This window comes from Arthrobacter castelli DSM 16402 (assembly GCF_000430705.1).
GTDB lineage: Bacteria > Actinomycetota > Actinomycetes > Actinomycetales > Micrococcaceae > Arthrobacter_C > Arthrobacter_C castelli.
In genome coordinates this window covers 1-11,961 of the sequence record NZ_AUMN01000039.1, presented here as the reverse complement: position 1 = coordinate 11,961, position 11,961 = coordinate 1, and the positions used below count along the sequence as shown (strand labels likewise).

The following is an 11,961-nucleotide window of genomic DNA, read 5'->3' as shown; positions in this document are numbered from 1 at the left end:
GGACCAGATCGGGGCGTCAATCTTCGGCCGGCACGTCTTCGACATGACGAACGGCTGGGACGGGAAACCCCCGGGCGAGGTCGACCACGCAGTCGTCGTGACGCACCGGTCGGCGCCCGACGGCTGGGACCCCGAGGCGCCGTTTCACTTCGTAGACGGCATCGAGGCAGCCATGGCCAAGGCGCAGGAACTTGCGGGTGACCGCACGGTCAACGTCGCCGCCGGCGCCGTCGGTGGCCAGGTGCTCGCCGCGGGTCTGGTCGACGAGGTGCGCATGGACGTCGTACCCGTCGTGTTCGGGTCCGGCAAACGCTACTTCGGGTCGGTCCACGCGCAGCACCTGTTGGAGGATCCTGACGAGGTGATTCAGGGCAACCGGGTGCTTCACCTGCGCTATCGCGTGCGCCGCTGACCGATCCTCCCGCGGAACAGCAGCAGGTGGTCTGGCTCGGCCAGGCAGGATCGCGGCAGGAGGACTCTTCCCTGCGTCCCGTCCGACAGCACACTTCGGCTGTGACGACGATCGAGTTCTGCCCGGGCGCGACCGTGCGGCAAGATGGGCGCATGACTAAAATCCGGCCCGCACGGCCCACAGATGCCGAGGACATGTCCGAGGTGCAAAACGCGATCTATCGCGCAGGCCTACGCGCGAGCCCGGTCGACGTCGCGCTGATCCGCGAGCGTTACCTCGACACGGAGAACGAGGTAGCATGCACCGTTGCCGAGCAGGAGGATCGGGTTGTCGGCTTCCAGTCGCTCAAGCGGGCGTGGCCCGGCAATCCGTACGACGTGGCTGAGGGATGGGGAATTATCGGCACGCACATTCACCCTGACGCTGGTCGAAGCGGATTGGGCCGCCGCCTCTTCGTCGAGTCTCTGGCAGCTGCAAAGGCTGCCGGGTTGAGGCATCTCGACGCGACCATCGGCGCCGACAACTCGCCTGCCCTGGCGTACTACTCGGCCATGGGCTTTACGCCATACCAGGAGGGCGGCGACACCATCCCGCATCGCTTCGACGTCTAATAGTTGCTCCCCTCGGAGTCACGACGGGGACGTCCCGCCCCACCCGGGAGCCGTTCCGGTAGCCGATCCTTCACCAAGCACCGATCGTGTCGACGCCCGGTCGGACGACCCAAGCTACAGAAAGAGCTGCTGTTCCAAAGTGCTGACCGCCGCGCGCCCGCGTCGGTACTCAAGGACGGAGCAGATGAGGAACGCAGAAGCAGCCAGAACCATAACGATGATCGACACGAGCCCACACCATTCCGGCAGCTGCTCGGCAAGCAGCATCGCGCCCACCCCGAAAACGATCGAGGCCCCGAACAGGTAGCGGCTCCATGCAGTCATATCCACAGCCTAATCCCGGCAGAGACGCCTCGACGATGCGTGCGATAGCCGATCCTTCATCGGGGCTGCCGAGCTGATCTGGGAAGCTGTGTCTATGAAGCTCCAAGGGATCCCAGCGATAGCCGATTTCCTCAGTGCTGAATTACCCACGGGCCGCCGCACTTTGGTGGCGGTCGATGGAGTTGACGGAAGTGGAAAGACGACTTTTGCCAACGCTCTCGCGCACTCATTTGTGAATTGGGCGACGGTGCTGATTCATGTCGACGACTTCCTCAATGTCTCAGAGATCCGCCACCGGCGGGGACGACATTCGCCGGAAGGGTTCTGGCTCGACAGCTACGACTATGAGGCACTGCATCGAGGCGTCGTCGAACCATTACTCCCGTCAGGTAACGGATTCTGCCGGACGGCATCATTCGACCCTTCGCGCGATATGGCTATACAGCCGGCGCCTAAGCAATGCGCGGCGGAGGCCATAGTCATTATTGAGGGCATGTTCTTGCACAGAGACGAACTCGTCGACGTTTGGGATTATTCGCTGTTTCTCGATGTGCCGTTCGATGAGACAGCCCGTCGAATGGCAGCCCGCGACGGATCAAATCCGGACCCGGAGCACCCTTCGATGCGGCGCTACGTCGGAGGGCAACGCATCTACTTCGACATGGCGCGGCCCTGGGAGCGAGCAGACCTCGTCATCGACAACTCTGCCTCTGAACCGAGAGCTATCAAAGGCACGCAAAGCACCCCATACCGGTAAGCGATCGTCTACCGGGCGCTTTAAAGCTGCTAGTGTCCCGTGACGATTTGGATGAGATTTCCGCAGGTGTCGTCGAACACTGCTGTGGTTGTAGGGCCCATTTGTGCAGGCGGCTGCGTGAACGTCACGCCTTGTCCGCGCAGCCGCTCGTATTCGATCTGTACGTCGTCCACGGCGAACTGGGCCGCTGGGATGCCATCGGCAACCAGCGCTTCTTTGTACGGCGGCACGGCGGGGTGGGTCGATGGTTCGAGCAGCAACTCGACACCGTCCGGCTGCTCCGGGGAAACGACGGTGAGCCAAAGGTTCTCGCCTATAGGTGCTTCCGTCTTCTTTGCGAAGCCGAGAACTTTGGTATAGAAGTTCAGGGCAGTTGGCTGGTCGTTGACAAAGACACTGATCAAATTGATGCGCATTGGTCGTCCTCAGCCTTGATCAGCAGGCAGATTCTCCGCCGCCCAGCGTCGTCCCGGTTCCGGATCGACGGCGAAGCGCTCGGCGTAGAGTTCGTGGATGTCTTTCCACGCCCTGTGTGCTTCCTTGTCGGATAGATACCCACCCGCGAGATGCGGCTCCAGCCGCGAGAGGTAGGTCTGCCAGCCGGTTGCGGTCTGCGCTGCCGGCAAGTCGTCGATGACGTGAGTAAAGATCAACCGGCAGCGGCCCTCGTCTGCGACCAGTTCGAAGCTCTGAGGCTGGTCGGCGAATGCCCACGCCAGACGATGGGGTGCGTCGACTTCGGTCACCTCCATCATGGCACCACCGACGTCGATGGTCTCGCCCTCCGCCGGCGTCCAGTTGGCAGCTGCCGGAAAGAAGCGCTCAAGCTCCGCCGGCACGCTGACCGCCTGCCATACCCGTTCAATCGGATACGCAAGGGGGACTTCGAAACGCAGCGCTGGCCGCCCATCGAGTTTCTCCAAGGTTCCGTAAGCGGTTATCTCGGTCATGGACTGTCCTTTCGTGTCTGTGGCCAGCGATCGACGATGGCTTGCAGCGGTTTGGTGTCAATCGAGTGGTACTTGTAGCGGCCTTCCTTGGCGGTGATCACGAGTCCGGCCGCCTCGAGCACATCGAGGTGCTGCGATATGGCCTGACGCGACGAGGCGATTCCATGATTCATCGCCAAACGGCCGCACAGTTCGAACAGCGTCTGCCGATCCCGCTCCATGAGCTCGTCGAGAATCCTTCGCCGGACCGGATCTGCGATCGCCTTATACACGCTGCTCACGCAGCAACATTAGGCAAGTGGGTACTTGCCTGTCAAGGCATAAGTAGGCGTTCCACAACGGCATCCATCACTGGTCAGGTCAGCAGTGCTATTGATGCACGCTGCGGAACAAGCGTGTGGGTTCACGCAGAGAGTCGGCGGGGTTCCAACTGCTCTTCGATGGCTTGACCGTCAGAGTTGCGAGACACGACGTACGCCAATCCGTGGTCGTTCTCTGCCACGGCTTCGACCAGGTCAGTGCCGTGGTAGACGAGGCCAACTCCATCGTCGGTGCAATGAGCCGTCGGCAGTTCGCCTTCGGCGACGAGGCTGTGCATAAGGGGCCGGCGGCCAGGCTCGACGTCGTAGTGAACCCCGTTGGCGTAGGGCAAGAATCCGAGGCCGTTCGTGACTGGGCGCAGTGGCGGGCCAAATGAGTCAGTGGTTCCTCCGCGATACCAGCACAGTGAGCCTGCGCTGATGCCCGCGAGGACTATTCCGGCTTCCCAGACGCGCCGGAATATGTCGACCAAGCCATGGGCGTGCCAAACCGCCAGGAGGTTCACAACCGAGCCGCCATGCACCCAAACGACGTCTTGAGCCATCATGTGGCCTTCGATGTCCTCGACCGTGGGCATCGGAAACAAATTGAGGTTCGTGGCCAGGTACCCTGCTCGCGTGGCTGCTTCATTGAACATGGCATTGCGGAACCGTTGGTCACCCGATGCGGTACCAAGGTGGCAAATCTTTGGCGTTCCGACAGGGTTCGCCAGATCGACCGCATGATGTATCAACGAGTTGAAGGCGAAGTCTCCACGGTCAGGGACTGCGTACCCACCTGAAGTGGCCAAGATGGTTGGGCTCTGAGCGGACATATGCCGAATCTACCCTACGTATCGTCCGTTCATAGTCGGGCGTTCTCGCAGCCTGCCGCCCGCAAATGTGAGGCGGCAGTGCCGACGATCGCACACGGTGTCCCCCCCAAGCCGATCCCCAATCGGCATCGATCTCGGCTGCTAAAGATGATGACCCCTATATTTGGGGATGGAACTGCGTTCGACGACGGCATATGACCTGCAAATCATCCTCGATTGGATGACGAACAATAAAGAAATGGTCATGTGGTCGGGCCCGAGCTTCAAGTGGCCGCTCGATCACGGTCAGCTTCAAAACTATCTTCAAGATCCCAATAGAGTTTACTGGTCGGCAGTTGACTCTGACTCCCCGAGATTAGTCGGCCATGCGTCCCTGCTCATAGACCAGGAGGCAGACCTGATGCGCATCGGATATATCGTCGTAGATCCGGAGCGTCGAGGGCGTGGGATAGGGCGGAAGCTCGTCGAGTCGATGGTCCGATACGGCTTCGAATCCTCGCATATCCCGGTCATGAAACTGGGCGTATACGCGCACAACGCTCCTGCCATCAGTCTCTACGAAGGTCTGGGATTCAGCAGAACCGGTGTCGTCTTACACACTGAGGTAGATCAAGAGGACTGGACGGTCATAGAGATGGCGCGTGCCAGGGTTCCCGCTGGCCCCGGCTCTTGAACGACAGCATTGAAACTTGGTTGGTGGCTTTTCATTCTTCATTCGCTGTTGCGCAACTCATCCCGCAGTGATCTGTTCCAATGCTGCGATGGGATGGGAGAACGTGACGTGTGGTGGAGGTAGTTCTGACGGCCAGTCCGTACCGTTGCGGTTCACCCAGAAACCCTTGGCGCCGATCTGAGCCGCACCTCCAATGTCGGCGACTGGGTCATCCCCGATAACCCACACCTTATCGATCAAGGCACACCCGGCTTTCTGTGCCGCAATCTCGAATATGCTCCGGTCCGGCTTCCGCACGCCGATCTCGCCGGAGACCACGCACGCATGAACCAAACTTTCGAGGTTCATCGCTTCAATCTTGGCCCACTGTCGTTGGGCATCGCCGTTGCTGACCACGCAGAGCCGAAAGCCCAGCATTCGCGCGTCAGTGAGCGCCTCTGAGACCGCCGGTTCGAGACGGTAACGCGAGCCAAACATGTTCGGCCAGTCAGCCAGCAGGTCTTCAACCGGGGTATCCCAACCGAGGCGGGCAGCGACCCCGCTAAGGAAAGATTCGCGCAGGCGGACCTTGCCGTCCTGTCGGTCATGGGCGATCAACCATTCAGCGACATCCGGTTCTCCGGCGGCGGTGGCAGCCTCGTCAGCCCATGCACGCAACACGGCATCTCGATCGACGAGTGTCCCGTCAAGGTCGAGCAGAATCAGGCCACGCATCACATCTCCTCCAGCGTTCGCCGGCTGCACTCGCGTCGTGTTTTACGAAGGCTACAGCACCCAGGATCTTCGAGGTAACAATGAGTGGACCGGTCGTCCCGTAATAGGAACCTCCACCGGACAAACCCGCCGCTGACCAGCACCGTTGAAGTGTCGCGGCCGGGACCGTCCCATTTGACCCGTCCGGTGGTCTGTCCGGTGACGGGGCCTTATGTGACACGTCTGTTGAGACGCCCAGAAGATGACAAGGTGCCGACATCGCCGTGCCTCCCTAATCCTGACGAAAACAGAACTCGCCTGTATTACCAACGAGTATCCACTCGATAGGACGCATACTTATACAGTTCCAGTCGCGCGACCAGTAGGGCTACCACTGACTCGGTTTGAGAACTGACAAGCCACTGACAGCGAATCGGAGAACCTGTAGAAATGAAGCAGACGAAAACGCAGCAGGCTGAGGCCCGGGAAGGATTTCCTTTCCGGACCGATTGGTTTTCCGGCGACCAGTCCTACGCCTGCGCCGCCAGAGGGACGTTGGTCCGCCGCTCGAGCACCCGGGGTGCGGTTTCCTTGAGGAACAGGGCGAAGAACGTGGCCACGAGTGCACCGGCGCTGCTGACGATCAGCGCCACATAGAGGCCGAATTGGTCGGCGGCTATCCCGGTGAGCATTGGGTTCAGGAATCCGCCGATGAGCTCCCCGATACCCGTCGGTAACCCCACCGCAAGTCCGGCGTACAGCGGCGACACCGACTCCGTTGGGATGACCGACATCGCCAGACCGCCAACACCCATGCCGGCCGCGAAGATGAAGACGGCTATAGCCATGAACACCGGGCTGTCGAAGAAGAGCAACGACAGGGGAGCCAGAATGGAGAGCAGCCCGAACATGGCAGCGGAGGGCTTGCGCCCAATCCGGTCGGAGATCAGCGGAACGACGAATCCCCACAACGCCGTGCCCAGCCCGAAGGCGGCCAGCACGATGCTCATTGACCCTGGCGTGAATCCCTTGACGTTGGTCAGGTATATCGGCCCGAAGACCTGCAGCGCCATCAGGTAGACCATGAATCCGCTGAACATGATGATCGACAGGATAATGTTGCGGTTCTTCAATACGTCTTTGAGCTTCCCCTTGGTGCCGGTGGTGCTGTCGACGGCTGCTGCCGCGCCGCCGTCGTCGGGCAGGTGCGCCGGCCCTGAGAACTGTCCCGCCGGCTTCGGCTCGCGCATCACCTTGAAGACGAACAGGCACAGGATGAGACCGGGAATGATCGTCAGGAAGAAGGCCGTTCGCCAGCCGAATGCCGCCGCGACGGCCACGATGACCAGGGGCGCAAGGATGCTGCCGAACAGCCCGTTGGCTGTGTTCATGGTCAGCCCGAGGTTGAACCCGCGCCGGTGCTTCGACGACTCCATCGCCAGCACGGACTGGGTCACCGGGATGATGGGACCTTCAAACAGGCCCATCATCAGCCGCATGATGATCAGCATCGCGAAGGTCGATGCGAATCCCTGGAAGAAGGAAGCGACCGAAAACGCGAGGATCAGCACGACCAGATACAGCCGCTTGCTGCCGACCTTGTCGGAAATGCGCCCGCCGATGACCGAGGCAATTGCCCACGTGATGGCCAGCGCGGACGCGAGCAGGCCGATCTGGGAGTTGTCCAGGCTCAGGTCCTCCTGGATGAAGGGCATGAGGAAGTTGATGATCAGCCGGTCGAAGAACACGAAGCCGACGGCGAAGAAGAACATGGCTACGATTTTGTTCTCGTAGGTCCAAAACTTGGTTTGTGCGAGCATGGTGACCTCTCAGGGACACAGTGGGTTGGAGGGGCGGCTAGCTGTGCTGAGACGGGGCGCCCAGGAATTCGGCCGTTTCGGTGAAGGCCTGGTGGTACTCCGGGATCCAGGAGAAATTCTGGACGAAACCATGGTTTGCCCCCGCATACCGATGGATCGTCGCGTCGACGCCGGCTTGTGTCAGCTTGTGGCCATACAGCTCGCCTTCGTCGCGCATAGGGTCATACTCTGCCGTGAGAATCAGCGCGGGAGGCAGTCCGGAGAAGTCCTCGCGCTTGATGGGGGAGACGCGGGGGTCCGCCGGATCTGCGCCGCTGGCAAAATAGTGTGCGTTGAAGGGCGCCAGGCCTGCCGTTTCCAGGCCATAGCCCTCGGCATTCTCCCGCAACGATGCGTAACGGCCGGTATCGAAGTCCAGATCGAGTGACGGGTAGTACAGGACCTGGTGCGTGATGGCCTCGAACCCGTCGTCACGGGCCATTGCGACGACGGCGGCCACAAAGTTGCCGCCGGAACTGTCGCCGGCGATGGCGAGGTTCCTCCCGTCCCAGGCCAGGTCCGCACCCTGTTCGGCCGCCCAGCGGACTACCCCGTAGCAGTCCTGCAGCCCGGCCGGGAAGGCGGCTTCGGGAGCCAGTCGATAGCCGACGGAGATGACCTTATGCCCGGTCTCGTTGGCCAGGGCACGTGCCACATGGTCATGGGTGTCCAGACTGCCGGAGAAGAAGGCTCCGCCGTGGAAGTACACCAGCAAACCGTACGAATCGGCCTCGGCCGGTGTATAGATCCGTACGGGCACGTCGCCCGATGAGGTCGCGGCACTAACGTCCTTGACGGCATGAAGCTGGGGCTGGCGCTCCTCACGTGGCGGAATCTGCCCGGTCTCGGCGTCGCGCATCTGCTTCGGGTCGGGCGATGCGCTGTGATCCGGGGCCGGCAGGGTGGCGAGTAGCTTGGCGATTTCGGGGTGCACGGGCATAGTTCTATTTCTCCTGGTTGTTCGTGGAAGTCTTCTGGCCGGGGAAGACGTCGTCGACCTCGTCCTCTGCCCACCCTTGCCGCGAGATGCGCTGCAGTTCGTCGGTCTCCGGCTTGCGCGTGGACTGGTACTTCGCCAGCGCTACGGCGACGGATTCGGCATCCTGCAGGGCATCCGCGAGGGCGCCGGCATCCATGATGGCCGAGTTCGCCCCCTGCCCCTGGTGATGCAGCATCGAATGGGCCGCGTCCCCGAGCAGCACCACCGAATCCGAGTGCCAGACGTCGATCGGATCGATATCATAGACCGCCCGGCAGTTCACGGTGTCCAGGTCGAGGTCGCGCACGATGTTCACGATCCGCTCGTCGAAGCCTTCCACCACCTCCAGCAGGTCGTCTTTCGTCATCGCCGGGTTCCAGGAGCTGTCACCAGACAGGGTGGTGATGTCGAACGACATCTGGTTCCGGTGGCGCAGCGGCAACAGGTAGATCTTGGTGCGGGAGCCGATGTACATCCGGAAATTGTCGTCGACGACCATTCCGTAGGCGTGGTCGGTGGAGGCCACGGCGCGGTAGGCATGCTCACCGGAGAACACCGGTTCCTTATCGCTGAACAGTTGCTTGCGCACCACCGACTTGATCCCGTCGGCGCCGATGACCAGGTCGGCCTCGGCTGTATTGCCGTTGGCGAAGGTGAGTACGGCGCGCCCGCCCTTGTCCTCGATGGCCTCCAGCTTGTGGCCGAGATGCACCATGCCCTCGGGGAGGACGCCCAGCAGCGCCTCGATGAAGTCACCTCGGTGGATCAGGTGGGTCTTCGTCTCTTCGGCAAAGTCGTTGATGCCCGGCCACGCCTCCTTCATGATCGGCTCGCCGGTCGCGGTGAGGATCTCGAAGTAGTCGCTGGGCGAGCTCACCTTGGCGACAGCGTTGAAGCTTCCCCACTGCCGGAAGCGGTCCATGGTGGAAGGGCGCAGGCCGATACCGGCGCCGACCTCCCGGACCTGGCTCGCCTGCTCATACACATTCACAGTGGCGCCGAGCAGGCTCAGCGCTTTGGCGGCCGCAGCTCCGCCATAGCCCGCGCCGACGACGGCAATATTCAGGTCTGTCAGTTCTGAAGTCTTCATGGTTGTTTCTCTCAGTTGCGGATCGTCAGGAAGTCGGCGGGGTTGTCTTCGAGCAGGACCTTGATCGTGGCGCCGTCGATGCCGGCGGCGCGCATGTCCGGAATCATGTCCTCGAAGATGTAATTGACGGTGTGGCCCTTGACGCCAGGCCAGCCCAGCGGGCTGCAGTTGGCGTCGGCGGAGACCAGCAGTTTGTTCGTATAGCCCTTTTGTACGAGCTCGACGAAGTGCTGCATGCGTTCGGCGCGCTTGCGGCCCCAGAACGGCGGGTCTTCCAGCTCGAGGTCGTAGCCGAAGGTGTCGAAGCCGATGCGGCCACCTTGTTCATAGATCCACTCGTGCGGGGTCTTGGGGGCGTTCAGGCCGTCGTCGGCGTGGCCGAACAGTACGCGGTCAAGTGGCAGGCCCTCCTCGGCGAAGATGGCGACGGCCGGCTCCGGGTCGATCGCCAGATGGGTGAGGATCGGCACCCCGGTGGCCACCGCGGCGCGGGCGGCAGCACGGTAGATACGCTTGTCCAGCTCAGTCATCCGGCCGCCACGGCTCACCCCGACCTTGATGACGCCGGCCTTGGCCCCGGTGTTACCGATGCCCACGGTGATCTCGTGGATGAAGACCTGGGCGAGATAGCCCACGGAGGCCTTTGCGAAGTGGGGCAGGGCGGTATCGCCGCCGACGAAGCCGGTGCAGGCCACGATGTTGACGCCGGTCTTGGCGGACAGGGTTTTGTAGTAGTCGACGTCGCGGCCATTGCAGATGCCGGTGGCGTCCACGAAGGTGCCGCCGCCGTACTCAGCGAACCGGCGCAGCTTCGGCACCGTCTCCTCGTACCGTTCCTCGGGAGTCTTCCACCACTTGCTGTCCAGCTCGGAGCCGGGCATGCCGTATCCGATGTGTTCGTGGACGGCCACGATCTTGAGTTCTTCGGCCGGGATGGTTCCCAGCACAGTGTTTACCTTGCTCATTACTGAATCACCTCTGGAACGGAAAGCTGTTGGTTGCCCCGGCCGATCTGCTCGGCGCAAGCAAGGCGCGAGGGTTATCCACGAGCAGCCGGGTCGCGTCGGCCTCGGCCAAGCCCCGGGACACCAGCAGGGGAACGAACGTCGACACCACGTGGCTGTAGGGCAGGTCGTAGGCGTCCAGACCCTTGGCCACGCCAATCGCGTTGGAGGAGAGGATGACCTTGTCGCCGTGGCCGGCTCCGACCAGCTCCAGCACCAGCGTGGCGCGTTCGTCGTCGGTGAGGTGGCCGTCGTCGTCGTTCAAACCCACGTGGTCGATGCCGACGAATGCCCCGCGGCTCGCAACCTCGGCGGCGACGCCGGCGGCGTCTTTGCGGTCCAGCCCGCCGACGAGCACCCGGTTGGCCGGGAGATCCTCGTCCAGCACGATGTCGAGCTCGGCCAGTGCATCGGCGCCGAAACGGATGGAGACCGGGGTGCCGGTGGCCAGGGCTGTGCGGGCCGAGCCCCGGAACAGGCTCTCCTCGGTTGCCGTCATACCGTTGCGGTCAGCCGCAGTGGTCACGAGTCCGGCCGCGCCGCGCCGCTCGAGACGCGGAACCACCATGCCCTCGGTGACTTCCCTGGAGAAGAGGTCGGCGAACTTGTCGGCGGGCCATGGGGTTGGAGGGTTGGTTTGCGGCGTCAGGAAGTAGCCGCCAAGCATCTCTTCGGGACCCATGCCTGTTGAGGCGACGATGTGCACACCGGTGGCGCCTGAGAGTGCTTCGTACATTTTCAGGTCTCGACCGTGGAACATCCCGGTGCTGTCCACGATGGTTTGTCCGCCGTGGTCGCGGAAGTCCCTCAGCTTTGGAGCCAGGGTCTCGAAGATCTCCGCCCGGTCCATGGGGATGTCCGGGGCGTGTTCCGCTCCGGGTACCACCGAGAGCAAGGCCTCGTGGACTGCGACCACCCCCAACTCATGGGCGGGGATGGGACCAAGGACCGTATTGACAGTCTGGCCGGAGTCAGGAGTTGCATCTGTCACAGGTACAACCTTTCGTCAGCGTCCCGCCGTTCGCAGCGTTACGCGCTGTTGAGCTTCACTCACACCACGGCCCATGGAGCTAGGGCGTGTCTCCCAATAAGTTGGTCCACATGGTGATGGCTCTGAGTATGGTGCCGCCGCGGTAGGTCAGGGCGAGTTTGTCGTAGCGAGTGGCTAATCCGCGCCATTGTTTGTAGACGTTGAAGGCTCGTTCGACGACGTTGCGGCGCTTGTAGTCCTCGGCATCGAAGGCGGGAGGTCGACCTCCTTTGCGGCCTTTACGGCGGCGGTGGCCGGCCTGATCGGCCGGTTCGGCTATGACGGCTTTGATGTTGCGGTTTCGCAGGCTGGTCCGGATGGCCCGTGATGAGTAGGCCTTATCGCCGCGGACTTTCTCCGGTCGGGCGCGGGCCGGTCCCGACCCTGGCCGGGAGACCTTCAGGTGATCCATCAGGTGCGGAAACATGGGCGCATCGCCGGACT

At 62.3% G+C, this 11,961-nt stretch carries 16 protein-coding genes; 4 read left to right on the top strand and 12 right to left on the bottom strand.

The window, feature by feature from the left end:
- The coding region (locus H535_RS0121345) for a dihydrofolate reductase family protein (RefSeq protein ID WP_026821148.1) at positions 1 to 412 on the top strand (412 nt) is incomplete at its 5' end.
- Positions 413 to 513: 101 nt separating this feature from the next.
- On the top strand, positions 514 to 1,023 hold the full coding sequence (locus H535_RS0121340; protein WP_245580409.1) for a GNAT family N-acetyltransferase: 510 nt from the start codon (positions 514 to 516) through the stop codon (positions 1,021 to 1,023).
- Positions 1,024 to 1,137: 114 nt separating this feature from the next.
- Here the strand turns inward: H535_RS0121340 and H535_RS0121335 are convergent, their stop codons facing one another.
- Complete coding sequence (locus H535_RS0121335; protein ID WP_026821146.1) at positions 1,138 to 1,347, bottom strand: hypothetical protein; 210 nt, start codon at positions 1,345 to 1,347, stop codon at positions 1,138 to 1,140.
- Positions 1,348 to 1,441: 94 nt separating this feature from the next.
- On the opposite strand from H535_RS0121335, the gene H535_RS0121330 reads away from it, so the two are divergent.
- Positions 1,442 to 2,104 carry a nucleoside/nucleotide kinase family protein gene (locus H535_RS0121330; protein WP_035770492.1) on the top strand — a complete coding sequence of 221 codons (663 nt, stop codon included), beginning with the start codon at positions 1,442 to 1,444 and terminating at the stop codon, positions 2,102 to 2,104.
- Between the two features lie 29 nt (positions 2,105 to 2,133).
- Here the strand turns inward: H535_RS0121330 and H535_RS0121325 are convergent, their stop codons facing one another.
- The 4 genes from H535_RS0121325 to H535_RS0121310 form a co-directional block, all read right to left on the bottom strand.
- Positions 2,134 to 2,520 (bottom strand): VOC family protein, encoded by a 387-nt coding sequence (locus H535_RS0121325; protein WP_026821144.1) that lies wholly within the window; start codon positions 2,518 to 2,520, stop codon positions 2,134 to 2,136.
- Between the two features lie 9 nt (positions 2,521 to 2,529).
- Positions 2,530 to 3,054: an SRPBCC domain-containing protein gene (locus tag H535_RS0121320; RefSeq protein ID WP_026821143.1), complete on the bottom strand. Its 525-nt coding sequence runs from the start codon at positions 3,052 to 3,054 to the stop codon at positions 2,530 to 2,532.
- Positions 3,051 to 3,335, bottom strand: a complete 285-nt coding sequence (locus H535_RS0121315) for an ArsR/SmtB family transcription factor (RefSeq protein WP_026821142.1) — start codon at positions 3,333 to 3,335, stop codon at positions 3,051 to 3,053. The genes H535_RS0121320 and H535_RS0121315 overlap by 4 nt, the downstream gene beginning before the upstream one ends.
- Positions 3,336 to 3,457: 122 nt before the next feature.
- Positions 3,458 to 4,189 (bottom strand): Type 1 glutamine amidotransferase-like domain-containing protein, encoded by a 732-nt coding sequence (locus H535_RS0121310; RefSeq protein WP_026821141.1) that lies wholly within the window; start codon positions 4,187 to 4,189, stop codon positions 3,458 to 3,460.
- Between the two features lie 169 nt (positions 4,190 to 4,358).
- Between H535_RS0121310 and H535_RS0121305 the strand changes: the two genes are divergently transcribed.
- Entirely contained in the window at positions 4,359 to 4,862 is a 504-nt protein-coding gene (locus H535_RS0121305) for a GNAT family N-acetyltransferase (RefSeq protein ID WP_026821140.1), read from the top strand.
- Positions 4,863 to 4,919: 57 nt separating this feature from the next.
- Here the strand turns inward: H535_RS0121305 and H535_RS27175 are convergent, their stop codons facing one another.
- The 7 genes from H535_RS27175 to H535_RS0121270 all read right to left on the bottom strand — a co-directional run.
- Positions 4,920 to 5,576 (bottom strand): HAD family hydrolase, encoded by a 657-nt coding sequence (locus H535_RS27175; protein ID WP_051299641.1) that lies wholly within the window; start codon positions 5,574 to 5,576, stop codon positions 4,920 to 4,922.
- A gap of 509 nt (positions 5,577 to 6,085) precedes the next feature.
- Positions 6,086 to 7,375: an MFS transporter gene (locus H535_RS0121295; protein ID WP_026821139.1), complete on the bottom strand. Its 1,290-nt coding sequence runs from the start codon at positions 7,373 to 7,375 to the stop codon at positions 6,086 to 6,088.
- Positions 7,376 to 7,412: 37 nt separating this feature from the next.
- The gene (locus H535_RS0121290; RefSeq protein ID WP_026821138.1) at positions 7,413 to 8,354 is read right to left on the bottom strand and encodes an alpha/beta hydrolase; all 942 of its coding nucleotides are present in this window, start codon (positions 8,352 to 8,354) and stop codon (positions 7,413 to 7,415) included.
- 4 nt (positions 8,355 to 8,358) lie between these two features.
- On the bottom strand, positions 8,359 to 9,483 hold the full coding sequence (locus tag H535_RS0121285) for an FAD-dependent monooxygenase (RefSeq protein ID WP_026821137.1): 1,125 nt from the start codon (positions 9,481 to 9,483) through the stop codon (positions 8,359 to 8,361).
- 11 nt (positions 9,484 to 9,494) lie between these two features.
- On the bottom strand, positions 9,495 to 10,448 hold the full coding sequence (locus H535_RS0121280; protein WP_026821136.1) for a phosphotriesterase family protein: 954 nt from the start codon (positions 10,446 to 10,448) through the stop codon (positions 9,495 to 9,497).
- A gap of 7 nt (positions 10,449 to 10,455) precedes the next feature.
- Entirely contained in the window at positions 10,456 to 11,478 is a 1,023-nt protein-coding gene (locus H535_RS27170) for a phosphotriesterase family protein (protein ID WP_051299640.1), read from the bottom strand.
- Between the two features lie 79 nt (positions 11,479 to 11,557).
- Positions 11,558 to 11,961: IS5/IS1182 family transposase (locus tag H535_RS0121270; RefSeq protein ID WP_026819160.1), on the bottom strand; the 404-nt coding region annotated here is incomplete at its 5' end.

Coding starts and splice junctions, on each gene's coding strand:
- H535_RS0121325 (WP_026821144.1), bottom strand. CDS start 2,520: ATGCGCATCAATTTGATCAGTGTCTTTGTCAACGACCAGCCAACTGCC.
- H535_RS0121330 (WP_035770492.1), top strand. CDS start 1,442: ATGAAGCTCCAAGGGATCCCAGCGATAGCCGATTTCCTCAGTGCTGAA.
- H535_RS0121320 (WP_026821143.1), bottom strand. CDS start 3,054: ATGACCGAGATAACCGCTTACGGAACCTTGGAGAAACTCGATGGGCGG.
- H535_RS0121295 (WP_026821139.1), bottom strand. CDS start 7,375: ATGCTCGCACAAACCAAGTTTTGGACCTACGAGAACAAAATCGTAGCC.
- H535_RS0121305 (WP_026821140.1), top strand. CDS start 4,359: ATGGAACTGCGTTCGACGACGGCATATGACCTGCAAATCATCCTCGAT.
- H535_RS0121285 (WP_026821137.1), bottom strand. CDS start 9,483: ATGAAGACTTCAGAACTGACAGACCTGAATATTGCCGTCGTCGGCGCG.
- H535_RS0121280 (WP_026821136.1), bottom strand. CDS start 10,448: ATGAGCAAGGTAAACACTGTGCTGGGAACCATCCCGGCCGAAGAACTC.
- H535_RS0121335 (WP_026821146.1), bottom strand. CDS start 1,347: ATGACTGCATGGAGCCGCTACCTGTTCGGGGCCTCGATCGTTTTCGGG.
- H535_RS0121290 (WP_026821138.1), bottom strand. CDS start 8,354: ATGCCCGTGCACCCCGAAATCGCCAAGCTACTCGCCACCCTGCCGGCC.
- H535_RS0121310 (WP_026821141.1), bottom strand. CDS start 4,189: ATGTCCGCTCAGAGCCCAACCATCTTGGCCACTTCAGGTGGGTACGCA.
- H535_RS27175 (WP_051299641.1), bottom strand. CDS start 5,576: ATGCGTGGCCTGATTCTGCTCGACCTTGACGGGACACTCGTCGATCGA.